Here is a 25,963-nt window from a genome sequence, read left to right as displayed (position 1 = left end):
CTCCGAGTACGTACCCATCACGACCGCTGTGACGCTCCGTCGAGCAAGCCCAGTCGACCGCAATACCCCGTTACCCGAGTCAGTTTTAAGCCAAATTTGCTTTTAGACAAGGGGATCACTGGCTACCCATGGACACCAGGAATCCCAGCAGGACAATGCTGGACATCCCCTCACGAGTGCGTGTACATGTGGAGGCACTGCTAGCGGCGCAGAATGACATGGGGGTTTGCGATGCTTTTGAGCAATACGCACCGGTCGGGAAGCCGGACGCCATGAACGCCCCTCACCCTCCGAAAGTGGCCGGAATCGATTCAACGGTTCCGTCGCCCGCACACACTGTCGCGCCCGCGCCCGCCGCCTCGGGCAACTCTCCGGTCCCTGTGCCGAACCCGCCCGGGGCGCTGCTCACCGACCGTCTGGCCGGCTGGGTCTCGGACCTCACGACACTCCATGAACTCACGGAACGCCTGAACCGCACGGACTCACTCGCGGGCGCCCTGACGGAACTGCTGCGCGCCGGAGCCGCCCTCGTGGGCGCCCGGCGCGGTCTCGTCGTGCTGGAACCGGGCGACGGGCTCGGACCGGACACCACGATCGGCCTCGGCCTCGCCCACGCCGACCTCGGGCACATCGAGACCGTGCCGCGCAGTGCCATGTCGTACGGCCGCATCCTCGACGGACTGCCGGGCGGGGACGGTGAGATCGCCGAGCCGGACCTCTTCGCCGAGGACGGGCTCGACCCCCGGCACCGCGAGGTGGCCGCCCGTCTCGGCTATGCCGCCTGCTACGCCCTCCCCCTGGCCGGCGAGCAGTCGGGCCGGCTCGGCGCCGCGGTCTGGCTGTACGACGAGCCCGCCGAACCGGTCGAGCGGCAGCGCCACCTCGTCGGGCTCTATGCCCGTTACGCCGGCGAGCACCTGGCCCGGCTGGTGGAGGTGGAACGCACGCGCGCGTGCATGACGACGATGGCCGAGGAGCTGCTGCCGTCCCGGCTCCCCCGCGTGCCCGGCGTGCAGCTCGCCGCCCGGCACCGCACCGGCCCGCGCGGCGGCGGCGACTGGTTCGACGCACTGCCGCTGCCCGACGCCGCCCTGGGTCTCGCGGTCGGCTCGGTGACGGGGTCCGGGCCGAGCGCGGTCGCCGCGATGGGACGGCTGCGGGCCTCCCTGCGCGCGTACGCCGTGATGGAGGGCGAGGACCCGGTCGCCGTCCTGTCCGACCTCGAGCTGCTGCTCAGGCTGACCGAGCCCGCCCGCTCCGCCACCGCCTTGTTCGCCTACTGCGAGCCCTCCCTGCGCAAGATCACGCTGGCCGGCGCCGGGCACTGTCCGCCGCTACTGGTCGGCGAGCGGCGCACCGAGTTCGTGGAGACGTCCGTGTCCGCGCCGCTCGGCATGCTCGCCTGCTGGGAGGCGCCGAGCGTGGAACTCCAGGCGGAGCGCGGCGAGACGGTTCTGCTCTACACCGACGGTCTGCTGCACCGCACCGGCGACCCCACCGACCGCGCCTTCGCCCGGCTGCACACGGCGGCGGCCGGTGTGCCCAGGGCGCTGCGGCACGACCCCGCCGCGATCGCCGACCACGTGCTGCGGGCGGTGCTTCCGAACGGGATCGACGCGGCGGACAGCGAAGAGGACGTGGTGCTGCTGGCGGCTCGCTTCGAGTAGCCGTCCGTAACGGACGTAACAGGTCTTCCGGCCCTGGGCCCCCTTCCGTACGACCGTACGATGGAGGGGGTCCAGTGCCGTATCTAGGAGGATGACCGTGGCAGACGAGCTCACGCCGGCGACCCCGGAAGCTGAGTCCGAAGAGCCGATCAAGCAGCGCAAGAACGGCCTGTACCCGGGCGTGTCCGACGAACTGGCCGAGAACATGAAGTCCGGCTGGGCCGACACGGAGCTGCGCGACCTGGAGCCGATCGCCCAGGCCGCCGAGACCGCCGCGCGGCGCTCCGCGCTGTCGGCGCGCTTCCCGGGCGAGCGTCTGGTGATCCCGGCGGGCAACCTGAAGACCCGCTCGAACGACACGGAGTACGCCTTCCGCGCGTCCGTCGAGTACGCGTACCTCACCGGCAACCAGACCGAGGACGGCGTGCTGGTTCTGGAGCCGACCGCGGACGGTCACAAGGAGACGATCTACCTCCTGCCGCGCTCCGACCGGGAGAACGGCGAGTTCTGGCTCTCCGGCCAGGGCGAGCTGTGGGTCGGCCGCCGACACTCGCTCACCGAGGCCGAGAAGCTGTACGGCATTCCCGCCTCCGACGTCCGCGAGCTCGCGGACGCGCTGCGTGAGGCCACCGGTCCGGTGCGGGTCGTACGCGGGTACGACGCCGGGATCGAGGCCGCGCTGACCGACAAGGTCACCGCCGAGCGCGACGAGGAGCTGCGGGTCTTCCTCTCCGAGGCGAGGCTGGTCAAGGACGAGTTCGAGATCGGCGAGCTGCAGAAGGCCGTGGACTCGACGGTGCGCGGCTTCGAGGACGTCGTACGCGTCCTGGACAAGGCCGAGGCGACCTCCGAGCGGTACATCGAGGGCACCTTCTTCCTCCGCGCGCGCGTGGAGGGCAACGACGTCGGCTACGGCACGATCGCCGCCGCCGGGCCGCACGCCTGCACGCTGCACTGGGTGCGCAACGACGGGCCGGTGCGCTCCGGTGACCTGCTGCTGCTGGACGCGGGCGTCGAGACGCACACGTACTACACCGCCGACGTCACGCGCACCCTGCCGGTCAACGGGCGGTTCACCGAGATCCAGAAGAAGATCTACGACGCCGTCTACGACGCCCAGGAGGCCGGTATCGCGGCGGTGAAGCCGGGCGGCAAGTACCGCGACTTCCATGACGCCGCGCAGCGCGTGCTGACCGAGCGGCTCGTCGAGTGGGGACTGGTCGAGGGGCCGGTGGAGCGGGTGCTGGAGCTGGGGCTGCAGCGGCGGTGGACGCTGCACGGCACCGGGCACATGCTCGGCCTGGACGTGCACGACTGCGCCGCCGCGCGCGTGGAGTCGTATGTCGACGGGACGCTCGAGCCGGGGATGTGCCTCACGGTCGAGCCGGGGCTGTACTTCCAGGCCGATGACCTGACGGTGCCGGAGGAGTACCGGGGGATCGGGGTCCGGATCGAGGACGACATTCTGGTGACGGCGGACGGCAACCGGAACCTCAGCGCCGGGTTGCCCAGGCAGTCCGACGAGGTCGAGAGCTGGATGGCTTCGCTGAAGGGCTGATGGTTGGTTGATGGCCGGGTACGTAGTGGGTGCCCGGCCATTGGTTTGCGGTCTGCGGGTAGGTGGGGGCTGGTCGCGCCCGCGCGGCGGAGCCGCAATTCGATGACGCCCCGCGCCCCTGAAAGGGGCGCTTCAGCTCACGGGGGTAAGACGTGAACGACTTCTGGTCCGGCGTTGGTGTCGATCTGCATCTTGAACCAGATGCCGGTGACGGGCGGCGCGTCGGGCTTGAGCGGGCTCTTCGGGATGCCGTGCGGGATGGGCGGCTCGCGCCCGGGACTCGGCTGCCCGCGACCCGGCGGCTCGCCACCGAACTCGGTGTCTCGCGGGGGACCGCCAAGGCCGCTTACGACCAGTTGGTCGCCGAGGGATATCTGACCGCTCGGCAGGGGTCGGGGACCCAGGTCGCCTCGTTGCCCTCACTCGACGCCGACGCGCCGGAGGCTGCTGCACGCGCGCGTACGCCGCGTTTTGATCTGCGGCCCGGGAGCCCGGACGTCGGGGCGTTTCCGGCGGCGGCCTGGCTGCGGGCGCTGCGGCGGGCCATCGCGACGGCGCCGCTGCTGGCGTACGACTACGGGGATCCGCGCGGCCGTATCGAGCTGCGGACCGCGTTGTCGGGGTATTTGGGGCGTGCCCGGGGGGTCATCGCGCCGCCCGAGCGGATCGTGATCACCTCCGGGTATGTGCAGGGGCTGGCGCTGCTCACACGCGTGCTGGACGGTGCCGAGATCGCCATGGAGGACCCGGGGCTGCCGTTCCACCGGGAGGTGGTGCGGCACAACGGGGGAAGTGTGGTGCCGGTGCGGGTGGACGAACGGGGGGTGCGCGCACAGGAGTTGGGGGACCTCAGGGCTGTTGTCGTCACGCCGGCCCATCAGTACCCGACCGGTGTGACGCTGCACCCCGAGCGGCGGCGGGCCCTCACGGACTGGGCACGCGCGCGTGGCGGGTTGATCGTCGAGGACGACTACGACGGGGAGTTCCGCTACGACCGGCAGCCCGTCGGCGCGCTCCAGGGCATGGCGCCGGGGCAGGTCGTCTACCTGGGCACCGCCTCGAAGACGCTCGGGCCCGCGCTGCGGCTCGGCTGGATGGTGCTGCCGCCGCAGCTGGTCGACGCGGTCGCCGACGCCAAGCTGCACAGCGATCACCACACCGAGTCCATCGGCCAGTTGGCGCTCGCCGAGCTCATCGACAGCCATGCGTACGACCGGCATGTGCGCGCGTGCCGGCTCAGATACCGCAGACGCAGGGACCAACTCCTGGACCGGCTCGGCGGGAGGCACGACGTGCGCGGCATTGCCGCCGGGCTGCACGCGCTCGTGGAAGTCGCCGACGAGGAAGCGGCGCTGAAGCGGGCCGAGGCGGAGGGGCTCGCCGTGGGGCACCTGGGAGACCACTGGCACACGCCCGGCGAGGGCCGGCCGCAGGGGCTCGTCGTCGGGTACGGGACGCCTCGGGAGCGGGCGTATCCGGAGGCGCTGGAGGTGCTGGGGAAGGTGCTGGAGGGGGCCTGAGGGAGCCTCCGGGTTACTCGGGTTTGCCTCGCGGTGTCTCCGCGGTCACGCCACCCGCCTGCTTTTCTGCTGGGGCCCGGGGCGAAACCGCTGATGTCACGGCCCCGGGAAAATGCAGTACGCGGGCCGAGCGCGGGTGCCGACCGGCAGCGAGTCCAGGAAGAGCGCGCCTGCGAGGAGCCCCGCACTCCCCCGTGGGCTCCACGCGCGTGCGTGCAGATCGGCGTCCAGGGTGGACAGGGCTTCGCGGCCCGCCGCCGTCGCCGTACCGCCCGCCTCCAGGACTCCTCGGGCACCCGCCTGCACATGCCGCAGCCCCAACGGGCCCGCCGTGTACAGCAGTTCCGTGTCCTGGAGGGTGGACATCACGGTGAGCAGGGCGTCGAGGCGTGCCTGGGCCTCCGTGGCGCCGGACGAGCGGGACCGGGTGAGGGCCTCCAACGCCCGCCGGACGTGCGGGAATCCGGCGCGGGCCTCGCCGCGGGCGCCCGCGGCGCCGTACTTCGCAGAGATCGACGAGCCGCGGGAGGGGCGGCGCGGGGCGCCCTTGTCGTTGAAGGCGGCGAGCTTCTTCGCGGCGAAGGCCACGTCCTGGGCCCCGGCTCGCGCGTCGAGCGCGGCCGCCGCGACCAGGAAGCCGAGCGCCCACAGGGCGCCCTTGTGGCCACCGCCGGCCAGGCCCACCGAGTGTTCGGTGGACCGGCCGATCGCGCCCAGCTCCGCGCGCAGCTGCGGGGTGGGCTCGCCGGTGCGGCGGGCGGCGGCGGCCATCGCCGCGAGGCCGGGCGCCAGCGCCTTGGCCGACCAGCGCAGGGAACCGTGGTCCCGGCACAGGGCGCGGGCGCCGAGGTCGCGCGGGTCGGGCAGGCCCGGCTTCGGAGCCAGGGCCAGCTGCCCGGTCAGCGCGGTCACGGCGGCCTGCGCCAGCGTCTCGTCCTCGCGGCTGGTCATCGCCGTGCCTCAGGAAGAGGCCGAGGCCGAGGGGCCGGCCGTGTCGGTCGGGGCGCCGCTCGGGGGCGTACCCGTCGGGGTGCCGCTCGGCGGGGTGCCACCGCCGCCGCTGCCCGCGCCCGTGTTCTCGGCATCCGGGTCGATACCGAGGGTGAGGAAGCCCTTGTAGCCCTTGGACGGGTCCGCCTTGTGCACGGCCTCGAGGGTCAGCAGGCCGCTGGAGGCGCCACCGCCGTCGTACACCATGTCGTTGGCGAGGGTGGTGTAGCTGCCGGTGTGCTTGGAGTACGGGTCGAGGGTGAAGATCTCCTCGGCGATGGTGTCGTCGAAGAAGAGCTGGCCGGTGTAGTTGACCTTGCCGCCCTCGTACGTGCCGTCCTCCTTCTCGCCGCCCGTGTGCACCTTCACATGGATGTGGCAGGTGCGCGGGGTGTACCAACCGGGGAAGATCGTCTCGAACTTGACGACCCCGTTGGCGTTCGCGATCTGGTAGCCGCGCAGGTAGGTGCTGTCGTTCGCGGAGTCGCCCTCCTCGCTCTCTGCGGGCGCGGAGCCGCCGGGGTTGGCGGTGGTGTAGCCGGAGTAGTAGCCCCAGGCGTCGCAGTGCCAGATCTCCACGGCCGCGCCGGGGACCGGGGTGCAGCCGTCGGTGGCGTCGACGACGGTCAGCCGAAGGGTCAGCGGGACGCCGGCCTTGCCCTCGGTGATGTCCTTGCGGACCAGAGCGCCGTCGAGGTAGTAGGGGCCCTCGGTGACGCTGGTCATCAGCGTCATGCACTCACTGCCGGCCGAAGTGGCCGAGGCGGAGGCGGTGGCGTCCGCATCGGTGGTGGTGTCGGCGAAGGCCGACTGGTAGCCCGCGACGGCGAGGCCGCCGGCCGCGACCGTGCCGCCGGTGACCGCCATGGCGCGACGCCGGGTGATCGAAGTGTTTCGGTGGTTTCCCGTCATGGCGGCGAACGTAGGGACGGCGCCCTTCAGGGACGTAGGGCGCGGATAAGAACCAGCTGTGAATGCTGAGGAAGCTTAAGGCTCCTCACACCGCCATCAGCGGTGAGTCGTCCCGCCACTTGAGGATCTTGTCGAAGCTCACCACCGTGCCCGCGCGCCCCGGCTTGTTGCCGATGTGGACGTGGTCGGCGAGCTCGCGGATCAGCCCCAGGCCCCGGCCGTGCTCGGCGTCCGGGCGGGCGGGGCGAGGGTTCGGGGGGAGGGTGAACCCCGGGCCGGAGTCGGTGACTTCGATACGGCACTTCTCGCCGTCGAGGTAGGCGGTGACCCGGTATGCCTCCGAGGACGCGCCGTGCACCGTGCCCCCGCCGTGCTCGACGGCGTTCGCACAGGCCTCGCTGAGGGCGACGGAGAGGTCGTACGAGACGTCGGGGTCGACACCCGCCGTCTCCATCGTGCCGAGCAGCAGCCGTCGGGCGAGCGGAACGCTCGCAGCCTCACGCCGCAAGTGGAGTGACCACCAGATGCTCATGCTCCAGCCTCCAGGCCGCGGCTCGACATACCGTTTCTTATTGCCGCGCGCACCCCTGCGTAAGCACGGAGTTGACGTGATGCCGCCCATATGGGCGATGCGCCCCAAACCGAATCGGTGTATGTGGGGACGGGCCGTGCCAGAGAGTGACCTTCCCGTCGGTACGGAACCTTGCGGACCTGCCGTATGGCGCCCGTAAGGCCAGTGCGATGATGAGCCCGCCATGACTGCCCCCCACCAGCGCACGGCGCGCTCCGGAAACGATCTCCGGATACTGCGGGCCGCGGTGTTCGCCGCGGTCTGCGTCGTGCTGGCCGCCGGCGGTCACATCCTCGGCTCCTGCGCGACGGTTCCGCTGTGGACGCTGGGCGCGGGATTCCTGGGGGCCGTCCTGGTCGCGGCACCGCTCGCCGGGCGCGTGCGCTCGCTCACCGGGATCGCGGCACTGCTCGCGGCCGGGCAGACCGTACTGCACACGCTGTTCGGGCTCGGGCAGCAGACGGCTTCCTCGGGCACGATGTCGATGTCCTCCATGACGTCGACGGCCGACGCCTCACTGGTGGAGCGGGCGGCGCGCCTCGTGTGCGGGACCACGGCTGCGGCGATCAGCCCTGCCCAGGCCCGCAGGCTCCTCGCCGACGCGCGGCTCTCCCCGGACACCGCCATGGGCATGGACATGAGCTCCATGCACCATCCGGCGGACGCCCTGCCCACCGCCGGTTTTTCGGCTTCGCTGCTGCCGTCCCTGCCGATGCTGCTGGGCCACGTCCTCGCGGCGATCGCCGCCGGCTGGCTGCTGCGCCGCGGTGACCTGGCCCTGCTGCGGCTCATGGAACTCTCGGCCCACTCCATGGCCGACGGCGCATTCGGAGGGTCCCTGCGCGCAGCGCTGGCGCTGGTGCGCGCCCTGCGTGCCGGGCTCCCGGCCACGCCGGAAGCGGGCCCGCGACCGCCGCGCACCGCGCTGCTCGCGCCCTCGAAGCCCCGTACCACCGCACTCCAGCACACGGTGATCAGGCGCGGCCCGCCGGCCGCCGCACTCTTCCTCGCCGCCTGACGCGACGCGACCGCCACTCCACAGCCGTGGGGCCGGGGCCGCCGTCGTGCGGCACGCGCGCGTGCCCGCATGTCCGACATCCATGCGCACGCGCTCCTCCGACCACCGGAACTCACTCGAAACCCGAAGTGGAGTGCATCCGTTCATGAAGGCTTCCCGCCTCGCCGCCACCGGCGCCCTCGCCGCCTCTGCCGTCGTCGTCCTGTCCTCGCCCGCGTTCGCGCACGTCAGCGTGCAGCCCGAGGGCACGGCCGCCAAGGGCGGTTACGCGGTCGTCGACTTCAAGGTCCCCAACGAGCGCGACGACGCGTCGACCACCAAGCTCGAGGTGACCTTCCCGACCGACCACCCGCTGGCCTCCGCCATGCCGGAGCCGATGGACGGCTGGAACATCAAGGTCACCAAGTCCAAACTCGCCAAGCCGCTCGAGGTGCACGGCGAGAAGATCAGCGAGGCCGTCTCCAAGATCACCTGGACCGCCGACGGCAAGGGCATCGAGCCCGGCTACTTCGAGAAGTTCCCGGTCTCCGTCGGCGCACTGCCCGAGGACGCCGACGCACTGACCTTCAAGGCCCTCCAGACCTACTCCGACAAGGAAGTCGTGCGCTGGATCGAGGTGCAGAAGGACGGCGCGGAGGAGCCCGAGAACCCGGCCCCCGTACTCACCCTTTCCGCCGCCTCAGCGGACAGCCACTCGCACGGCTCGACCGCCGAGGACGCCTCCGACGAGTCCAAGACCACCGAGAACACCGCCGCCGACACCTCCACCGCCTCCGACAGCAGCGACACCACCGCGCGCGTGCTGGGCGTCGTGGGCATCGTCGTCGGCGCGCTGGGCGTGGCGTACGGCGTGCTCGCCGGACGTCGGCGCACCGACGCCTGACCAATCCCGTCCACCTACACCTCGGGACGCCCGTGTCCCCGGCCCACCGGTTTGTCCGGCCGGGGGTCCGGGGGTTGTCCCCCGGGAGAATGCAGTATGCGCAAGAAGACGTTCGCCGCGGCCGCGCTGCTCGCCGCCGCCACCCTGACCCTCTCCGCCTGCGGCAGCGGTGACGACAGCAACTCGCCCGTCGCCGTGGTCTCCGAGGACACCTCACAGAAGGCCGCGACCGTTCTCGACAAGCCCTTCGAGAAGCCGGATCTCGTTCTCACCGACACCAAGGGCAAGAAGTACGACTTCCGCAAGGAGACCGCGGGCCGGCCGACACTGATCTACTTCGGCTACACCCACTGCCCCGACATCTGCCCGCTCACGATGAACAACCTCGCCGTCGCCAAGAAGCAGCTGCCCAAGGCCGAGCAGGACAAGCTGCGGGTCGTGTTCGTCACCACCGACCCGGCGCGCGACACCGCAGCCGAACTCGGCAAGTGGCTCAAGGGCATCGACCCCCAGTTCGTGGGTCTGACCGGCGACTTCGCCACCATCCAGGCCGGCGCCCGCACCCTCGGCATCTCCATCGAGCCGACCCACAAGGACAAGAAGACGGGCAAGACCGTCTCGGTGCACGGCACCCAGGTCATCGCGTTCTCGCCGAAGACCGACGGCGGCTATGTCCTCTACGGCGAAGACACCACCGTCGACGACTACACCAAGGACCTCCCCAAGCTCATCAAGGGAGAGAACCCGTGAGGCACCTCGTCGTGCCCGCCGCGGTGATAGCGGGGTCGCTGGCCCTGGCGGGCTGCGGCGGCCCCGACGACGCGAAGGCCGAACTGTCCGTCAGCTCCTCCTACATGCCCCAGCCCGTCTCCGAGATGGCAGCGGGCTTCCTCACCATCGCCAACAAGGGCGGCACCAAGGACGAACTGACCTCCGTCACCAGCGACGCCGCCGGCAGCGTCACCGTCCACGAGACCGTCGGACAGTCCATGGAGGAGGTCAAGTCCCTGGATGTCCCCGCACACGGTCAACTCGTGTTCAAGAGCGGCGGCAATCACCTGATGTTCGAGAACCTGAAGCGCAAACCGAAGCAGGGCGAGAAAGTGACCGTCGAACTGCACTTCGCCAAGTCCGGCCCGATCAAGGTTGAGATGCCGGTCAAGTCGGCCACGTACAACCCGGCAACCGGCCACTGAGGGAGGGACCACCGTGACCCAGACCATCGCCCCCCGCCGCATGCGGACCCTGGCGCTGCTGTTCCTGGCCGTCGTCGGCGTGCTTCTCGCCGGCGCCGGGCCGGCCTCCGCGCACGCCGCGCTGACCGGCAGCGACCCCTCACAGGGGGTGGTGGTCGACAAGGCGCCCAGCCAGGTCACGCTCACCTTCTCCGAGAAGGTCGCCACGTCCGACGACTCGCTGCGCGTCCTCGACCCCAAGGGCAAGCGCGTCGACACCGGCAACCCGTCCAACGTGAGCGGCACCTCGTACGCCGTGCAGCTGCACAGCGGGCTGCCGGACGGCACGTACACGGTGTCCTGGCAGGTCGTGTCCGCGGACAGCCACCCCGTCGCCGGCGCCTTCACCTTCTCCATCGGCGCCCCCTCCACCACCACCGTCTCGGTCACCGACCAGACGGTGGGCGGCGGGATCGTCGGCTGGCTGTACGGCTTCGGGCGGTATGTGTCGTACGCCGGCTTCATCGTCATGGTCGGCGGCGCCGCCTTCGTCCTGGCCTGCTGGCGGCGCGGCTCCGGCGCACGGCCGCTGCAGCGGCTCGTGGTCTCCGGGTGGCTCGCGCTCACCTCGGCCACCCTTCTGCTGCTGCTCCTGCGCGGCTCCTACACCACCTCCGGCAAGGTCGGCGACATCTTCGACCTGAGCCTGCTCGGACAGGTGCTGCAGACCAAGTCGGGCGCCGCACTCGTCTCCCGGCTGCTGCTGCTCGCCGCGGCGGCGCTGTTCATCGCGGTCCTCTTCGGGGCGTACGACAAACGTGAGGACGAGGAGAAGCGCGACCTGACCTTCGGGCTCGCGATCGGCGGATCCGTGGTGGCCGCCGGGCTCGCGGCGAGCTGGGCGATGGCCGAGCACGCCTCCACCGGGCTCCAGCCGGGCATCGCGATGCCCGTCGACGTCGTCCATCTGCTGGCCGTGGCCGGCTGGCTCGGCGGCCTGTGCGCACTCCTCGTGGCGCTGTACCGGTCGGACACCCCGATCGAGGCCGCGGCCGTACGCCGCTTCTCCCGGGTCGCCTTCGGCAGCGTCCTCGCGCTGGTCGCGACCGGCATCTACCAGTCCTGGCGCCAGCTCGGCTCCTGGTCGGCGTTCACCGACACGGCATACGGACAGCTGCTGCTCGTCAAGATCGGGCTGGTGGCGCTGCTCGTCGGCATCGCGTGGATCTCCCGGCGGTGGACGGCACAGTTGGCGGACACCACCGTCGTGAAGCCGCGCGAGGAAGTGACGGAGAAGACCGCGTCGGAGGGCGACGCCCTGGGCACGAAGGAGCCGGCAGCCGCCCGGGCCGGGGCCGGCTCGGCTAAGACGACGACGGCGTCCGCCGACTCCTCGGCCGCCGGAGCACCTGGGGCCGCTCGTGGCTCCACCGCCGACGGCGGCTCCGCTTCCGCCGCCGGCTCCGAGGAGCCCGACGAGTCCGAGGCCGCCCCCGAGGCCCGGGCCTCCAGTGACTCCGAAGCCCCCGCCGACTCCGAGCGCGCCGCCCAACTCGCCCGCCAGAAGGCCGCCATGACCTCCGCACGGCAGAAGCGGCAGCGCGACGCCGACCCCGACCGGTTCGGCCTACGGCGCTCCGTACTCGCCGAGGCGGGCGTCGCCGTCGTCCTGCTCGCCGTCACCACCGTGCTGACACAGACCGAACCCGGACGCACGGAACAGGAGGCCAAGGCGGCCACCTCGTCGTCCTCCTCCTCGTCCACGGCGGACTCGTCGTCCGGCGCGCTGACGCTGACCATGCCCTTCGACACGGGCGGCACCGACGGCAAGGGCGTCGTGTCCGTCGACCTCGACCCCGCGCGCGTGGGCGGCAACGACATGCACGTCTACGTACAGCGGCCCAACGGGCGTGCCTTCGACATCCCCGAGGTGAAGGTCGCCTTCACCCTGGAGGCCAAGAAGATCGGGCCGCTGCCCGTCAACCCCGACCATGTCACCACCGGACACTGGGCGACGAACGGGGTGCAGATCCCCATGGCCGGCGACTGGAAGGTCGCCGTGACCGTGCGCACCTCCGACATCGACCAGGTGACCGTCTCCAAGAACGCGCAGATCGGCTGAATCGCACCATGGCTGACAAGTCCATTCCGGACATTCCGGAGGTCCGCACGCCCGATGCGGACCAGGAGGAGGCCGTTTCCGGAAACACGCCCTCCGAAGACGGGATTTCGCGACGGAAGCTGCTCGGCACCGCCGGAGCCACCGGGCTCGCGCTCGGCGCGGCCGGCGGAGCCGTGGGGTACGCCGCCGCACCCTCCGAGGCCACCCCGCTCAGCTCACTCGGCTCCAATCGGGTGGTGTTTCACGTGAAACACCAGCCCGGCATCACCGAGGGCCTCCAGGCCCGCGGCCACCTCACCGCCTTCGACCTGACGCCAGGCGCGGGCCGCAAGGAGGCCGCCGCACTGCTGCGCCGCTGGTCGGCGACGGCCGAGCGGCTGATGGCAGGGGAGGCGGCGGCGCACGACGACACGGACGTGGCCCGCGACGCCGGACCCTCCTCCCTCACCCTCACCTTCGGCTTCGGCCACAGCTTCTTCTCCCGCACCGGCCTGGAGAAGCAGCGCCCGGTCTCCCTCGACCCACTGCCCGACTTCTCCTCCGACCACCTCGACAAGGCCCGCAGCAACGGCGACCTGTGGGTGCAGATCGGCGCCGACGACGCCCTGGTCGCCTTCCACGCCCTGCGCGCGATCCAGAAGGACGCAGGCAGCGCGGCCCGCATCCGCTGGCAGATGAACGGCTTCAACCGCACACCGGGCGCCACCGCCCACCCCATGACGGCCCGCAACCTCATGGGCCAGCTGGACGGCACACGCAACCCCAAGCCGGCCGAGCCCGACTTCGACAAGCGGATCTTCGTGCCGTCCTCCGGCTCGGGCGACCCCGCCTGGATGGCGAACGGCTCCTACGCCGTCGTACGCCGCATCCGCATGCTCCTCGACGACTGGGAGAAGCTCTCCCTCAAGACCCAGGAGAACGTCATCGGGCGCCGCAAGTCCGACGGCGCACCCCTGTCCGGGGGCACCGAGACGACCGCCATGGACCTGGAGAAGACGGACGCGCAGGGCAACTACGTCGTCCCCGGCAACGCCCACGCCCGTATCTCCCGCCCCGACCAGAACGGCGGTGCGGCCATCCTGCGCCGCCCGTTCTCGTACCACGACGGGTTCGACTCCGACGGCGTCCCCGACGCCGGTCTCCTCTTCGTCTGCTGGCAGGCCGACCCACTGCGCGGCTTCGTCACCATCCAGCGCAAGCTCGACCGCGGCGACGCCCTGTCGAAGTACATCCGCCATGAGGCGAGCGGCCTGTTCGCGGTACCGGGCGGGGCGGCACGGGGCGAGTACGTGGGGCAGCGGCTGCTGGAGGGGTGAGGGTCCCGCGCGAGAGCGGCTCCCAGGGGGCTCCGGTGAGACGCGTGAGCCGCGTTTGCGTAAGGCCCATTAGGGTGAGGTCATGCCAGCGAGCTACGCGTATCTCGGCCCCGAGGGCACCTTCACCGAAGTCGCCCTGCGCACCCTTCCCGAGACGGCCACCCGGGAGCTGATCCCGTACGTGTCCGTCCAGTCCGCGCTCGACGCGGTCCGCGCAGGCGAGGCCGAGGCCGCCTTCGTGCCGATCGAGAACTCCGTCGAGGGCGGTATCACCACCACTCTCGACGAGCTGGTCGCGGGCGCACCGCTGATGATCTACCGCGAGGTGCTGCTGTCGATCACCTTCGCGCTGCTGGTCAGGCCGGGCACGAAGCTCTCCGACATCAAGACGGTCTCCGCCCACCCGGCCGCCCAGCCGCAGGTGCGCAACTGGCTCAAGAACAACCTCCCGGACGCCCACTGGGAGTCCGCCGCCTCGAACGCGGACGCCGCCCGCCTGGTCCAGGAGGGCCAGTACGACGCCGCCTTCGCGGGCGAGTTCGCGGCCGCCCGGTACGGCCTCGAGGCCCTGGAGACCGGGATCCACGACGCCGAGAACGCGCAGACCCGGTTCGTGCTGGTCGGCCGGCCCGCCCGGCCCGCCGCACCCACCGGCGCGGACAAGACGTCCGTCGTGCTGTGGCAGCGCGACGACCATCCCGGCGGTCTGCGCGACCTGCTGGGCGAGTTCGCCACCCGCGGCATCAACCTGATGCTGCTGCAGTCCCGGCCCACCGGCGCCGGCATCGGCAACTACTGCTTCTGCATCGACGCCGAGGGCCACATCTCCGACCGCCGGGTGGCCGAGACCCTGATGGGGCTCAAGCGGATCTGCCTGGAAGTGCGCTTCCTCGGCTCGTACCCGCGTGCGGACCTCGGTGTCGAGGACGTGCGCGCACCACGTCAGGGGACGTCGGACGAGGAGTTCGTCGCGGCGTCGGACTGGGTCGCGCGCTGCCAGGACGGCCGCTTCTAGCCAGTCCCGTCGGGCCGGTCCTACCTGCAGATCGGGCCGGTCCTACCTGCAGATTTTCGTTATCCACAGAAGTTATCCACAGCCCAGCTTCTCGACCTGGGGACAAGTCGACACCGAAGCATGACTCTGTCGACAAATCTGCCTGCAGGCCACTCTCGCGTCCACCAAATCGCATGTCACCGTTCGTCCACCTGTTTCCTTTAGGCAATCCTTTGGGGCGACCTCTTTCCACTCGAAAGTGGTGGTAAATCAGGGTCTGGGGCAGGATTCCTCGGCGTAACCCACCGGTTTCGGAGTGATCAATTCCGAAATCCACAGACCCTCCGCACAGCCTGTGGATAACTCTCGCGAGGGTGTGGATCGCTGTGGACAACCAAACGCCAAGTCCCGTTCCCCACAAGGGAATCGAGTCAACCGGGCGCCAACCGCCTGCCCCGTTCCAGGGAGTGAGACGCCTTTTGTTGACACTGTGCGCAATTCGCTCATAACGGAACGTAAGCCGCAATTGACGACTGTTGGGAATGGTGAGTCGTGGGCCGTATCCCCGCACCGGTAGCCTTGACCGCGTGATTGACCTTCGCCTGCTTCGTGAGGACCCCGACCGTGTGCGCGCGTCCCAGCGCGCCCGTGGAGAGGACGTCGCGCTCGTCGACGCTCTCCTGTCTGCCGACGAGCGGCGCAGGTCGTCCGGCGTCCGCTTCGACGAGCTGCGCGCCGAGCAGAAGCAGCTCGGCAAGCTCATCCCCAAGGCCTCCGCGGACGAGAAGGCGGAGCTGCTGAAGAAGGCGAGCCAGCTCGCCGCCGACGTCAAGGCCGCCGACGCCGAGCGCGACGCCGCCGACACCGAGACGCAGGAACTGCTCCTCCAGCTCGGCAACCTCGTCCACCCCGACGTGCCCGTCGGCGGCGAGGAGGACTTCGTCACCCTCGAGACGCACGGCACGATCCGCGACTTCGGCGCCGAGGGCTTCGAGCCCAAGGACCACCTGGAACTCGGCACGCTCCTCGGCGCGATCGACGTGGAGCGCGGCGCGAAGGTCTCGGGCTCCCGCTTCTACTTCCTGACGGGCGTCGGCGCCCTGCTCGAACTCGCCCTGGTCAACGCGGCGATCGCCCAGGCCACGGCGGCCGGCTTCACCCCGATGCTGACGCCCGCCCTGGTCCGCCCCCAGTCGATGGCGGGCACGGGCTTCCTCGGCCAGGCGGCCCAGGACGTCTACCACCTCGACAAGGACGACCTCTACCTGGTCGGCACCTCCGAGGTCCCCCTCGCCGCGTACCACATGGACGAGATCCTCGACGCCGACCGCCTGCCGCTGCGCTACGCGGGCTTCTCGCCCTGCTTCCGCCGCGAGGCCGGCTCGCACGGCAAGGACACCCGGGGCATCTTCCGCGTCCACCAGTTCGACAAGGTCGAGATGTTCTCCTACGTCGCCCCGGAGGACTCCGAGGCCGAGCACCAGCGTCTGCTGCAGTGGGAGAAGCAGTGGCTGACGTCGCTGGAGCTCCCGTTCCGCGTGATCGACGTCGCCTCGGCCGACCTGGGCTCCTCGGCGGCCCGCAAGTTCGACTGCGAGGCTTGGATCCCGACGCAGGGCAAGTACCGCGAGCTGACCTCGACCTCGGACTGCACCGAGTTCCAGTCCCGCCGCCTGTCGATCCGCGTCCGTGACGGCAAGCAGGTCAAGCCGCTCGCGACGCTCAACGGCACGCTGTGCGCCGTACCGCGCACGATCGTGGCGATCCTGGAGAACCACCAGCAGGCCGACGGCTCGGTGTACGTGCCGCCGGTGCTGCGCCCGTTCCTGGGCGGCCGGGAGGTCCTGGAGCCGGTCGCCAAGTGAGCGGCACGTCCACGGCCGGTGGTTTCCCGTACAAACTCATCGCGACCGACCTCGACGGAACGCTCCTGCGCTCCGACGAGTCGGTCTCGCAGCGCACCCGTGACGCTCTCGCCGCGGCCACCGCGGCGGGCGCGGCGCACATCGTCGTCACCGGCCGCGCGGTCCCGTGGACCCGGCACATCCTCGACGACCTCGGCTACGAGGGCCTCGCGGTCTGCGGCCAGGGCGCGCAGGTGTACGACGCCGGGGAGCACCGTCTGCTGACGTCGGTGACCCTGGACCGGCAGCTGGCGGGCGTGGCGCTGGCCAAGATCGAGGCGGAGGTCGGCCCGCTGTACCTGGCGGCCAGCCGTGACGGCTTGGACGGCGAGGTGCTGGTGGGCCCTGGATACGCGGTCACCGGCGCTCTCCCGGCGACCCCGTTCACGGACGCGTCCGACCTCTGGACGGCTCCGCTGAACAAGATCTACATACAGCACCCGGAGCTGTCCGACGACGAGCTCGCCGAGGCTGCGCGCGAGGCCGCGGGCGGCTTCGTCACGGTCGCGATGGCGGGTGAGGGCATCGTGGAGCTGCTCCCGCTGGGTCTGTCGAAGGCGACGGGCCTGTCGCTGGCGGCCCGCCGCCTGGGCCTGAAGGCAGCGGACACGATCGCCTTCGGCGACATGCCCAACGACATCCCGATGTTCGCCTGGGCGTCCTACGGGGTGGCCATGGCCAACGCTCACGATGAGCTCAAGGCGGTGGCGGACGAGGTGACGTCCTCCAACGAGGAGGACGGGATCGCGGTCGTGCTCGAAAGGATGCTGTCGTAGCTGTGGGCAGTCGTGCCGCTGGGGCGGCACGGGTGGGCGCAGCGGCACCTTGTCAGTGCCGGGTTGCGCGACTCACCCGGCCACCCCAGCGCAGAGTGCCCCTCTTCGAGAGGCGAAGTTGGGAAGGCGGCCCACGCAAGCGCAGCGCGCCGCGTGCTCGAAGCGGCCGCCCCGGGCAGCTCCCCGTGCGGAGCGGGTTCGACGGTGGGTAACTACACCGGAACCCGCCGCGGGCTGCCCTGTCGGGAGCTGGACGTACTGTCGTGCATGGACATCGCCCGGCTCCTCTCCCTGAACGTGGCGCCGGCATCGTCGTCCGGCGGTGTGGACACAACCACTGTGCCTGTACGACGAGTTGGACGCCACCGAATTAAGCGGCCGTACGACGGTCAGCGGCGCCGCCACCTGCGCTTGCGCCCCTTGCTGAAGAACCACCCGGCGGGCGGCTCGTCGGAGCGCCACGGCTGGGGTTCGGGTTCCTCGTTGCGCCAGCGGGCGGCGAGCATGCGGGCCCGGGCGGAGGGCTCGGAGGTTTCGGCGGCTTGTATGAAGTCCTCGTCCAGGACGAGGTCGTCGAAGTCGTCTGCCATCCCCGTTCCTCTCAGCCCAGCGTTCCCTTTTGCCCAGTGTGCCCCTACAGAGGTGAAGCCTCCGTCAAGACCTGGGGCGCCCTCACAGGATCCCGGGCGCCCCTGTCAGGAAGCCATCACTCTTCTCCGGCCAGCGTCAGCGACCGCAGCTTCTGTCCCGCGTACCAGGTGGCCAGGACCGTCACCGCGACCAGGAACACCGTCGCCGTCGTCAGTCCGACGTCCGAGGTGACCAGGTCCCCGCCGGCGACCTTGTGGGCGACGGCCAGCGACCACTGCTGGACGCTGAGCGTGCGCGCGCCCGGCACCAGGGAACCGAACAGCGCCTCCCACACGAGCGCGTACACGAGCCCGAAGACCACCGCGTGCCGGGACACTGTGCCCAGCAGCAGGAACAGCGCCGCGTAGGCGATGGAGGAGACCAGGGCGGCGACCGTGTAGGCGACGGCGATCTGCTGTCCGTTGCCGTTGAGGATGAAGCCGGCGATCAGGGTGGGCAGCGCGGAGAACACCATGGTCACCGCGATCGCCACGATCAGTTTGGTGAAGATGATCGTCGGCCGCTTCAGCGGTTTGGACAGCAGGTACACCACCGAGCCGTCGTCGATCTCCGGCCCGATCGCGCCGGTTCCGGCGATGACACCGATGATCGGCACCATGGTGGCGAGCGCGAGCCCGCCGAGCAGGTCGGAGGCCGTCTGGTCGTCGGCGCCGGCAAGGCCTCGTACGACGACGGAGATCGCGATCAGCAGCAGGGGCAGTGCGCCCAGGATGAGGGCCCGGCGACGGCCGAGCAGGGCCCGGTAGGTGAGCCGGGCGACTGTGGGGTCATACATCATGGGCCTCCTACGCCGCGACCAGGTACGAGAACACGGACTCGAGGGACTCGTCGGACGGCGAGACCGTGAGCAGCCGGATGCCGTGGTCGCGGGCGACCTTCGGCAACAGGGCCGTGAAACGCCCGAAGTCGACGGCCTGGATGCGCAACGCGCCCTCCGCCAGGTCGACTTCGATGCCTGACGTCGACGGGTCGGCGATCAGCGCGGCCGCAAGCGCGCGGTCGTCGCTGGAGCGCACCAGGTAGCGGTGCGGGCGGTCGGTCATCAGGCGGCGGATCTTGCGGAAGTCACCGCTGGCCGCGTGCCTTCCTGCGACCACGACCTCGATGTGCCAGGCGAGTTGTTCGACCTCTTCGAGGATGTGGGACGAGAACAGCACCGTGCGGCCCTCGTCGCCCATGCGCCGCAGCAGGTCCATGAGCTGCATGCGCTGGCGCGGGTCCATGCCGTTGAAGGGCTCGTCGAGCAGGAGCAGCGAGGGGTCGTGGACGAGGGCGCTCGCCATCTTCACGCGCTGGCGCATGCCCTTGGAGTACGTGGAGATCTTGCGGTCCTGCGCGTACTCCATCTCGACCGTGGCCAGCGCCCGTTGGGCCGCCTTGGCTCCCAGACCGTGCAACTCGGCGTTGGCGACGACGAATTCGCGGCCGGTGAGGAAGTCGTACATCGCCTCGCGCTCGGGGACGATGCCGATGTGCTTGTAGATCGCCTCGTTGCGCCAGACCTGCTGACCGTCGAGGGTGACGGTGCCGGTGGAGGGGGCCAGGAAGCCGCCCATCATGTTGATGAGGGTGGACTTTCCGGCGCCGTTCGGGCCGAGCAGGCCGGTGACGCCGGGGCCGATCGTCATGGTGATGTCGTTGACGGCGACCACGTTGCCGAACCAGCGGGAGACGTGGTCGATGTTGAGCGTGGTCACAGGCCCACCTTCCGGTAGCGGCGCAGCAGGAGGCCGTAGCTGGCGGCGATGAGGCCCAGGACGACCAGGACGTAGACCGCGCCCTCGCCGTTGCTCGGGCCGACCGCTCCGGGGAACGCCGAGTTCGCGCCCAGGAAGGCCGACTGGACCCCGTCGATGAGCGTGACGGGCGAGAAGAGGCCGATCCAGGGGATCGCGCTCGAGCTGGCCTGGTTTTCGGCGATGGCCTGCAGGGTGGAGACGGCGCCGTAGGAGATGGTCATGACGGCGATGACGGCCGCGATGCCGAAGCCGCGGCGCGGGGTCACCGAGGCGATGACCAGGCCGATGCCGGCGAAGAGCAGCGAGAGCAGTGCCACGGAGACGAGTCCCTGTGCGAATCCCTTGGTCTGGTCGGCGAAGTCGAGCTTGGCCAGCAGTGCGCCCACATAGAGCACGAGCAGCGGGGCCGCGGTCAGGATGAACAGCGCGGAGGCCAGTGCCGCGTACTTGGCGCGCACGTAGTCGGCGGTCTCGATCGGCCGCGAGAAGTACAGCGGCACGGTCTTGAAGCGCAGGTCGCGCGAGACGGACTGCGGTGCCTGCGAGGCGACGTACAGGCTGATGACGGCCTGCATGATGATCGCGTAGCGCGTGTAGTCGACGGGCAGGTCCTTGGCCTTCGTGGCGACCGCGACGGCGACCATGATGGCCGCGGGCACGCACATCACCACGAACAGCAGCATCGGCAGCACCTTGGACTTGATGGAGCGTCCGAGGCCGTAGGCGCCGCGCAGGGACTGCGAGTAGAGGGAGCGGGTGGCGTAGGAGCGGCCGAGGCGGGGGCCGTCGTAGTTGCGGTAGCCGATGTTGTGGATGCGGGTCTGGTCACCCGGGGTCGCGGCTACGGGATGCTCAACTGCCATGGACGGCCGCCTCCTTCCGTACCTGCTGGTCCTCGGCGTCCGCGTGGAAGACCTCCGAGATGTGGTGCCTGCGCTGCTCCATGCGCACCAGGCCGAGGCCGAGATCCGCGACGACGTCGCGCACGAGGTCGTACGTCTCCTCGCCCTGCGCGGTGAGCAGCAGGATGTGTCCGGCGCCCGGCAGGCCGTCGCTGCCGTCGGCAACCTCCACCCCGCGCGCGTGCAGCGCTTCGCGTACCGCGCGCGTGCCGTCCGGGTGCTCGTCGGTGTCGGTGACCTCGACCGCGAGTGTGGTCGTGGTCTGGGTGAAGTCCGTGGTGGAGCTGGAGCGCAGGAGCTTGCCGCCGTCGATGACGACGACGTGGTCGCAGGTGCGCTCGAGCTCGCCCAGCAGGTGGGAGGTGACCAGGACCGAGATGCCGAAGTCCGTGTGGATGCGCCGGATGAGTCCGAGCATCTCGTCACGGCCGACCGGGTCCAGGCCGTTGGTCGGCTCGTCCAGGAAGACCAGCTGCGGGTCGTGGACCAGGGCCTGCGCCAGCTTGACGCGCTGCTTCATACCGGTCGAGTAGCCGCCGATGGGGCGGTAGCGCTCCTCGTACAGACCGACATGGCGCAGCGTGTCCGCTGTGCGCTCGCGCGCAGCCGTGGGCGGCAGGCCGGACATGCGCGCCATGTGGACGACGAACTCGGTCGCCGAGACGTCCGGCGGCAGGCAGTCGTGCTCCGGCATGTAGCCGACCCGCTCGCGGATGTCGGCGCCTTTGGTCGCGACGTCGAGCCCGAGCACTTCGGCGCGGCCCTCGGAGGCGGGGGACAGACCCAGAAGGATCTTGATCAGTGTGGACTTGCCGGCTCCGTTTGCTCCGACGAGTCCGGTCACGCCGGCCCCGACGTCGACGGATAGCCGGTCAAGCGCGGTCACCCGGGGGAACCGCTTGCTCAGGCTTTCGGTCGCGATCACAGTCACGGCTTCGACGATAGTGACGTGGACCACGGGGGTCGTCAGACCGCAGAGCTGTCTTGACGTCCGACTCGAGGCGTACGGGTCCGTAGGGGATTCCCCTACCTGAGAGCTACGCAGAGTTATCCACAGGCCCGACCCCGCCTATTGACGCAGCCTCTAACAACTGTCACATTCACCAGTGTCAAGTTACGGGCACGTACCGCAGTCGGCGTGGACGAGGGTGGCGGTGGCATGACGACGGCAGTGGCAGGTGAACTCTCCGCGCAGCTGCGAGGGTTCAGGCAGGTGCAACGCCTCGCCTACGAGTGCGCGGAGGCGATCGCCGCGCAGCTCCAGCCAGGGGTGACCGAGCGTGAGGCGGCCCGCATGCAGCGGGCCTGGCTGCGCGAGCGAGGAGTGCGCGACTGGTTCCACCTGCCCTTCGCCTGGTTCGGGGACCGCACGGCGTTCGTGAACTTCCGCATCCCGCTCCAGTTCTTCCCGACGGACCGGCGGCTCGAGCCCGGGATGCCGTTCATCCTGGACATGGCTCCCGTGTACGACGGCTACACGGCCGACATCGGCTACTCGGGCTCCCTCGGGATCAACCCCGTGCAGGACAAGCTCATGGCGGACCTGGAGGCGCACCGCGAGCTGATCCTGCGCGAGGTGCGCGAGCGGCGCCCGCTGCGCGCGATCTACGAGGACGTGGACCGCCTCATGGTCCGCCAGGGCTATGCCAACCGGCACCGCGCCTACCCCTTCGGCGTGATCGCGCACAAGGTCGACCGGGTCAAGCAGCGCCGCTGGTCACCGCATCTGTTCGGATTCGGCACCCAGTCACTGAAGGGCCTGGCGAGCGACGCGCTGCACGGCCACCGCGACGGCTGGTCCCCGCTGTGGTCGCCGTACCGCTTCTCCGACCACCCGCCGCAGCCGGGCCTGTGGGCGGTCGAACCCCATCTGGGCTTCCGGGGCACGGGCGCGAAGTTCGAGGAGATCCTGGTCGTCACCGATTCCAAGGACCCCGAGGAGAGCGCCTTCTGGCTGGACGACGATCTGCCGCACGTGCGGCGCTGGGCGGAGGACAAGTGACGCGCGTTTCTCAGGCGGTGCTGAAGGGCGCGCGGGAGCGCCGGGTGCGGACCGGCGGCGTCGAGCTGTGCTTGGCCGAGCTGGGGGACTCCGGGCAGCCGACGGTGGTCCTCGTGCACGGCTATCCCGACAGCAAGGAGGTGTGGTCCGAGGTCGCCTCGCGGCTCGCCGAGCGCTTCCACGTCGTCCTGTACGACGTCCGGGGACACGGCCGGTCGACCGCACCGCAGCCGCTGCGCGGGGGCTTCACCCTGGAAAAGCTGACGGACGACTTCCTGGCAGTGATCGACACCGTCAGCCCGGACCGCCCGGTACACGTGGTGGGGCACGACTGGGGCTCGGTGCAGTCCTGGGAGTTCGTCACCGTCAAGCGCACCGAGGGGCGCATCGCCTCCTTCACCTCGATGTCCGGCCCCTCCCTCGACCACTTCGGCCACTGGATCAACAAGCGCCTGAAGAAGCCCACCCCGCGCCGTGTCGGCCAGCTCCTCGGCCAGGGCGCCAAGTCCTGGTACGTGTACCTGCTGCACACGCCCGTACTGCCCGAACTGGCCTGGCGCGGCCCCCTCGGCAAGCGCTGGCCGCGCATCCTGGAGCGCTTCGAGAAGGTACCCGGCGGCGACTACCCGACTTCCTCACTCCCCACGGACGCGGCACACGGTGCGTGGCTGTACCGGGACAACGTCCGGGCCAGACTGCGCAGGCCCCGCCAGGACGCCTACGCGCACGCGCCCGTGCAGCTCATCACGCCCCTGGGGGACGCGTTCCTGTCGGAGAAGCTCTACGACGAACTGGAGCTGTGGGTTCCACAGTTGACCCGCCGCGCACTCCCGGCCAAGCACTGGATACCGCGTACCCGCCCCGACCAACTGGCCGCCTGGATCACCGAGTTCGTGACCACCACCGAGGGAGGAAAGCACAGGGTGACAGCAACCGGCAGGTACGCCGACCGCTTCGGCGGGCAACTCGTCCTGGTCACCGGCGCGGGCAGCGGCATCGGGCGGGCCACGGCGTTCGCCTTCGCGGAGGCCGGCGCACGGGTGATCGCCGTCGACCGGGACGCCGAGGCCGCCGCCCGCACCGCCGAGCTGTCCCGCCTGGTCGGCGCCCCCGAGGCTTGGGCGGAGACCGCCGACGTCTCCGACGAACAGGCCATGGAGAAGCTCGCCGAGAAGGTCGCCACCGAGTACGGCGTGGTGGACGTCCTGGTGAACAACGCCGGGATCGGCCTGTCCGGCTCCTTCTTCGACACCAGCCCGGAGGACTGGAAGAAGGTCCTCGACGTCAACCTGTGGGGTGTGATTCACGGCTGCCGGCTCTTCGGCAAGCAGATGGCGGAGCGCGGACAGGGCGGCCACATCGTCAACACCGCATCGGCGGCTGCGTACCAGCCCTCCAAGGCGCTGCCCGCCTACAGCACCTCCAAGGCGGCCGTACTGATGCTCAGCGAGTGCCTGCGCGCGGAGCTGGCGGGCCAGGGGATCGGCGTGAGCGCGATCTGCCCCGGCTTCGTCAACACCAACATCACCTCGACCGCACGCTTCGCGGGCGTGGACGCCGAGGAGGAGAAGCGACGCCAGAAGAAGTCGGCACGGCTGTACGGCCTCCGCAACTACCCGCCGGAGAAGGTCGCCGACGCGATCCTGCGGGCGGTCGTGCGCAACGAGGCGGTCGTGCCGGTCACTCCGGAGGCCCGGGGCGCCCACCTCATGTCCCGGTTCACCCCACGCGCGTTGCGGGCGATCGCACGCCTGGAACCACCTTTGTGAAAGCCCCCGTTGCCCACGTGGCGACAACGGAACCGCACAGCAGGAGACGGAGGCAGCCGAGCGTGACGTACCGGATCGAGGACCTCGCACACCGCAGCGGCGCCACCGTCCGCACCATCCGCGCCTACCAGGACCGCGGCCTCCTCCCCCGCCCCGAGCGCCGCGGCCGCGCCAACCTCTACTCGGACGCGCATCTCGCCCGGCTGCGCCAGATCGCCGACCTCCTGGACCGCGGCTACACCCTGGCCTCCATCAAGGAACTCCTGGAGGCCTGGGACGCGGGCCGCGGCCTGGGCGGGGTGCTCGGGCTGGTGGCCGAGGTCGACGGCCCGTGGACCGACGAGGAGGCGGTCCGGATCTCGCGCGCCGAACTGGACGAGCTCTTCGGCGGCTCCCCCGACGACGCGGCGGTCGCCGATGCCGTGGAGCTGGGCGTGCTGGAGCCGGTGCCAGGTGACGAGGACTCCTTTCTCGTGCCGAGCCCCCAAGAGCTCGCCGTGGCCGTCGAGTTGCACGCCGCCGGTGTCCCGCTGTCCGCGATCTCCGGCCATCTCCGGGAGTTGAGGGGTCAGGTCGAGCACATCGCCGCCCGTTTCCTGGAGTTCACCACCGAGCACGTCTTCGCCCGCTACCTCGACGGACCGCACCGCCCGACCGACGCGGACGCGGCCGAAGCCGCCTCACTCGTACGACGACTGCGGCCGCTCGCCCAGCAGACGGTGGATGCGGAACTAGCGCGGGCCATGCGGTTGTTGGCGGTACGGCAGCTGCGGCAGCGGCTGGGCGCCGAGGAAAGCGCGCCGGACCGCCCGAGGTCACGCTCCGTGTCGTTGCCCGAGGAGACAATGCGGGCGGTGGAGGGGCTGGTTGGTGCGCAGCGGGCGGCGGAGTTCATCTGTCTGGCGGCTGAACGGGAGGTGAGGGCACGGGCGTTGGACGCGCTCACGTCAAGTGGGGTGCCCCCAGCCGAGCTTGACGAACGGCACTGACATGTAAGTGGAGTTGTCCACAGAACCGCCAAGTAGCCTGTGGATAACTACAGTTGGTTGTGGATCAAACCTCCGCGCCAAAATAATCTGCGTGATCCAGGTCTCTCCCGTCATGCTGAGCGGATGGACGAAAGACACATGGATGAAAGACGCACCGTAAAGGTGTCGAAGTACCTCTCGAAGCACCTGCGACATCAGCCCGAGCGAATCGGGCTCGCGCTCGACGAGGCCGGCTGGATCGAGATCGACGAGCTGCTCGCGGCGACCGCCGCGCACAACTTCCGCATCACCCGCGAAGAGCTGGACCACGTCGTCGCCGCGAACGACAAGCAGCGCTTCGCCATCGAGGGCACCCGGATCCGCGCCAGCCAGGGCCACAGCATCGAGATCGACCTCGGACTCGCCCCGGCGAGAAATCGTCAAGACCTGTGGATCAAGTCAGTTGGGCTGGTCCCGGTGTCGCAGCTGACGGCTTGCTGCGTTTCGGACGCGGCGGGTTCGTCCG

The 25,963-nt window shown here is 70.3% G+C and carries 24 protein-coding genes; 16 read left to right on the top strand and 8 right to left on the bottom strand.

What is annotated here, in order from left to right; translation table 11 throughout:
• Positions 1-155 precede the first annotated feature (155 nt).
• The 3 genes from ACFY10_RS53190 to ACFY10_RS53180 all read left to right on the top strand — a co-directional run bounded on the left by ACFY10_RS53190 (position 156) and on the right by ACFY10_RS53180 (position 4,745).
• Positions 156-1,667, top strand: a complete 1,512-nt coding sequence (locus ACFY10_RS53190) for a PP2C family protein-serine/threonine phosphatase (RefSeq protein WP_390672682.1) — start codon at positions 156-158, stop codon at positions 1,665-1,667.
• Between the two features lie 91 nt (positions 1,668-1,758).
• On the top strand, positions 1,759-3,225 hold the full coding sequence (locus ACFY10_RS53185) for an aminopeptidase P family protein (RefSeq protein ID WP_390672656.1): 1,467 nt from the start codon (positions 1,759-1,761) through the stop codon (positions 3,223-3,225).
• A gap of 152 nt (positions 3,226-3,377) precedes the next feature.
• Entirely contained in the window at positions 3,378-4,745 is a 1,368-nt protein-coding gene (locus ACFY10_RS53180; protein WP_390672655.1) for a PLP-dependent aminotransferase family protein, read from the top strand.
• 96 nt (positions 4,746-4,841) lie between these two features.
• On the opposite strand, the gene ACFY10_RS53175 is transcribed toward ACFY10_RS53180, so the two are convergent.
• The 3 genes from ACFY10_RS53175 to ACFY10_RS53165 form a co-directional block, all read right to left on the bottom strand.
• Positions 4,842-5,696, bottom strand: coding sequence for a triphosphoribosyl-dephospho-CoA synthase (locus ACFY10_RS53175; protein ID WP_390672654.1), 855 nt, complete (start codon positions 5,694-5,696; stop codon positions 4,842-4,844).
• A gap of 9 nt (positions 5,697-5,705) precedes the next feature.
• Positions 5,706-6,647, bottom strand: a complete 942-nt coding sequence (locus tag ACFY10_RS53170; protein ID WP_390672653.1) for an intradiol ring-cleavage dioxygenase — start codon at positions 6,645-6,647, stop codon at positions 5,706-5,708.
• An 85-nt stretch (positions 6,648-6,732) separates the two neighbouring features.
• On the bottom strand, positions 6,733-7,179 hold the full coding sequence (locus ACFY10_RS53165; protein ID WP_390672652.1) for an ATP-binding protein: 447 nt from the start codon (positions 7,177-7,179) through the stop codon (positions 6,733-6,735).
• Positions 7,180-7,402: 223 nt separating this feature from the next.
• Between ACFY10_RS53165 and ACFY10_RS53160 the strand changes: the two genes are divergently transcribed.
• The 9 genes from ACFY10_RS53160 (at position 7,403) to ACFY10_RS53120 (ending at position 17,406) form a co-directional block, all read left to right on the top strand.
• Entirely contained in the window at positions 7,403-8,236 is an 834-nt protein-coding gene (locus ACFY10_RS53160) for a hypothetical protein (RefSeq protein WP_390672651.1), read from the top strand.
• A gap of 145 nt (positions 8,237-8,381) precedes the next feature.
• A complete protein-coding gene (locus ACFY10_RS53155) occupies positions 8,382-9,119 on the top strand; it encodes a YcnI family protein (RefSeq protein ID WP_390672650.1) in 738 nt (245 codons plus the stop codon).
• Between the two features lie 96 nt (positions 9,120-9,215).
• Positions 9,216-9,869 (top strand): SCO family protein, encoded by a 654-nt coding sequence (locus ACFY10_RS53150; RefSeq protein ID WP_390672649.1) that lies wholly within the window; start codon positions 9,216-9,218, stop codon positions 9,867-9,869.
• On the top strand, positions 9,866-10,315 hold the full coding sequence (locus tag ACFY10_RS53145) for a copper chaperone PCu(A)C (RefSeq protein ID WP_390672648.1): 450 nt from the start codon (positions 9,866-9,868) through the stop codon (positions 10,313-10,315). Before ACFY10_RS53150 ends, ACFY10_RS53145 begins: the two co-directional genes overlap by 4 nt.
• Before the next feature lie 13 nt (positions 10,316-10,328).
• Positions 10,329-12,416 (top strand): copper resistance CopC/CopD family protein, encoded by a 2,088-nt coding sequence (locus ACFY10_RS53140; protein WP_390672647.1) that lies wholly within the window; start codon positions 10,329-10,331, stop codon positions 12,414-12,416.
• Between the two features lie 8 nt (positions 12,417-12,424).
• Positions 12,425-13,732: an iron uptake transporter deferrochelatase/peroxidase subunit gene (gene efeB, locus ACFY10_RS53135; RefSeq protein WP_390672646.1), complete on the top strand. Its 1,308-nt coding sequence runs from the start codon at positions 12,425-12,427 to the stop codon at positions 13,730-13,732.
• A gap of 82 nt (positions 13,733-13,814) precedes the next feature.
• Positions 13,815-14,747, top strand: a complete 933-nt coding sequence (gene pheA, locus ACFY10_RS53130) for a prephenate dehydratase (RefSeq protein ID WP_390672645.1) — start codon at positions 13,815-13,817, stop codon at positions 14,745-14,747.
• Between the two features lie 566 nt (positions 14,748-15,313).
• The gene (gene serS / locus ACFY10_RS53125) at positions 15,314-16,591 is read left to right on the top strand and encodes a serine--tRNA ligase (protein ID WP_344403253.1); all 1,278 of its coding nucleotides are present in this window, start codon (positions 15,314-15,316) and stop codon (positions 16,589-16,591) included.
• The gene (locus ACFY10_RS53120; RefSeq protein ID WP_390672644.1) at positions 16,588-17,406 is read left to right on the top strand and encodes an HAD family hydrolase; all 819 of its coding nucleotides are present in this window, start codon (positions 16,588-16,590) and stop codon (positions 17,404-17,406) included. The genes serS and ACFY10_RS53120 overlap by 4 nt, the downstream gene beginning before the upstream one ends.
• A gap of 389 nt (positions 17,407-17,795) precedes the next feature.
• Here the strand turns inward: ACFY10_RS53120 and ACFY10_RS53115 are convergent, their stop codons facing one another.
• The 5 genes from ACFY10_RS53115 to ACFY10_RS53095 form a co-directional block, all read right to left on the bottom strand.
• Positions 17,796-17,996, bottom strand: coding sequence for a hypothetical protein (locus ACFY10_RS53115; protein WP_390672643.1), 201 nt, complete (start codon positions 17,994-17,996; stop codon positions 17,796-17,798).
• Between the two features lie 116 nt (positions 17,997-18,112).
• Complete coding sequence (locus ACFY10_RS53110; protein WP_275779277.1) at positions 18,113-18,832, bottom strand: ABC transporter permease subunit; 720 nt, start codon at positions 18,830-18,832, stop codon at positions 18,113-18,115.
• A gap of 10 nt (positions 18,833-18,842) precedes the next feature.
• Positions 18,843-19,754: an ABC transporter ATP-binding protein gene (locus ACFY10_RS53105; protein ID WP_390672642.1), complete on the bottom strand. Its 912-nt coding sequence runs from the start codon at positions 19,752-19,754 to the stop codon at positions 18,843-18,845.
• On the bottom strand, positions 19,751-20,659 hold the full coding sequence (locus ACFY10_RS53100) for an ABC transporter permease (protein WP_390672641.1): 909 nt from the start codon (positions 20,657-20,659) through the stop codon (positions 19,751-19,753). Before ACFY10_RS53100 ends, ACFY10_RS53105 begins: the two co-directional genes overlap by 4 nt.
• Entirely contained in the window at positions 20,649-21,623 is a 975-nt protein-coding gene (locus ACFY10_RS53095; RefSeq protein ID WP_390672681.1) for an ABC transporter ATP-binding protein, read from the bottom strand. Before ACFY10_RS53095 ends, ACFY10_RS53100 begins: the two co-directional genes overlap by 11 nt.
• Before the next feature lie 234 nt (positions 21,624-21,857).
• Here ACFY10_RS53095 and ACFY10_RS53090 point away from each other — a divergent pair, with 234 nt between their 5' ends.
• From ACFY10_RS53090 to ACFY10_RS53075, 4 genes are all read left to right on the top strand, one after another.
• Positions 21,858-22,700: a M24 family metallopeptidase gene (locus tag ACFY10_RS53090; RefSeq protein ID WP_390672640.1), complete on the top strand. Its 843-nt coding sequence runs from the start codon at positions 21,858-21,860 to the stop codon at positions 22,698-22,700.
• A complete protein-coding gene (locus ACFY10_RS53085; protein ID WP_390672639.1) occupies positions 22,697-24,469 on the top strand; it encodes an SDR family oxidoreductase in 1,773 nt (590 codons plus the stop codon). Before ACFY10_RS53090 ends, ACFY10_RS53085 begins: the two co-directional genes overlap by 4 nt.
• Positions 24,470-24,531: 62 nt before the next feature.
• Positions 24,532-25,458 carry a MerR family transcriptional regulator gene (locus ACFY10_RS53080; protein ID WP_390672638.1) on the top strand — a complete coding sequence of 309 codons (927 nt, stop codon included), beginning with the start codon at positions 24,532-24,534 and terminating at the stop codon, positions 25,456-25,458.
• 138 nt (positions 25,459-25,596) lie between these two features.
• The coding region (locus ACFY10_RS53075; protein WP_390672680.1) for an RNA 2'-phosphotransferase at positions 25,597-25,963 on the top strand (367 nt) is incomplete at its 3' end.

This window comes from Streptomyces sp. NPDC001401, assembly GCF_042895385.1.
In the GTDB taxonomy this organism is placed as follows: domain Bacteria; phylum Actinomycetota; class Actinomycetes; order Streptomycetales; family Streptomycetaceae; genus Streptomyces.
This window is presented reverse-complemented; position numbering and strand designations above follow the sequence as displayed.

What these genes read in the sequence shown, in the direction of transcription:
- ACFY10_RS53190 (WP_390672682.1), top strand. Translation starts at nt 156, where the DNA reads ATGCTGGACATCCCCTCACGAGTGCGTGTACATGTGGAGGCACTGCTA.
- ACFY10_RS53155 (WP_390672650.1), top strand. Translation starts at nt 8,382, where the DNA reads ATGAAGGCTTCCCGCCTCGCCGCCACCGGCGCCCTCGCCGCCTCTGCC.
- ACFY10_RS53185 (WP_390672656.1), top strand. Translation starts at nt 1,759, where the DNA reads ATGACCGTGGCAGACGAGCTCACGCCGGCGACCCCGGAAGCTGAGTCC.
- ACFY10_RS53090 (WP_390672640.1), top strand. Translation starts at nt 21,858, where the DNA reads ATGACGACGGCAGTGGCAGGTGAACTCTCCGCGCAGCTGCGAGGGTTC.
- ACFY10_RS53170 (WP_390672653.1), bottom strand. Translation starts at nt 6,647, where the DNA reads ATGACGGGAAACCACCGAAACACTTCGATCACCCGGCGTCGCGCCATG.
- ACFY10_RS53175 (WP_390672654.1), bottom strand. Translation starts at nt 5,696, where the DNA reads ATGACCAGCCGCGAGGACGAGACGCTGGCGCAGGCCGCCGTGACCGCG.
- ACFY10_RS53115 (WP_390672643.1), bottom strand. Translation starts at nt 17,996, where the DNA reads ATGGCAGACGACTTCGACGACCTCGTCCTGGACGAGGACTTCATACAA.
- ACFY10_RS53150 (WP_390672649.1), top strand. Translation starts at nt 9,216, where the DNA reads ATGCGCAAGAAGACGTTCGCCGCGGCCGCGCTGCTCGCCGCCGCCACC.
- pheA (WP_390672645.1), top strand. Translation starts at nt 13,815, where the DNA reads ATGCCAGCGAGCTACGCGTATCTCGGCCCCGAGGGCACCTTCACCGAA.
- ACFY10_RS53165 (WP_390672652.1), bottom strand. Translation starts at nt 7,179, where the DNA reads ATGAGCATCTGGTGGTCACTCCACTTGCGGCGTGAGGCTGCGAGCGTT.
- ACFY10_RS53100 (WP_390672641.1), bottom strand. Translation starts at nt 20,659, where the DNA reads ATGGCAGTTGAGCATCCCGTAGCCGCGACCCCGGGTGACCAGACCCGC.
- efeB (WP_390672646.1), top strand. Translation starts at nt 12,425, where the DNA reads ATGGCTGACAAGTCCATTCCGGACATTCCGGAGGTCCGCACGCCCGAT.
- ACFY10_RS53110 (WP_275779277.1), bottom strand. Translation starts at nt 18,832, where the DNA reads ATGTATGACCCCACAGTCGCCCGGCTCACCTACCGGGCCCTGCTCGGC.
- ACFY10_RS53160 (WP_390672651.1), top strand. Translation starts at nt 7,403, where the DNA reads ATGACTGCCCCCCACCAGCGCACGGCGCGCTCCGGAAACGATCTCCGG.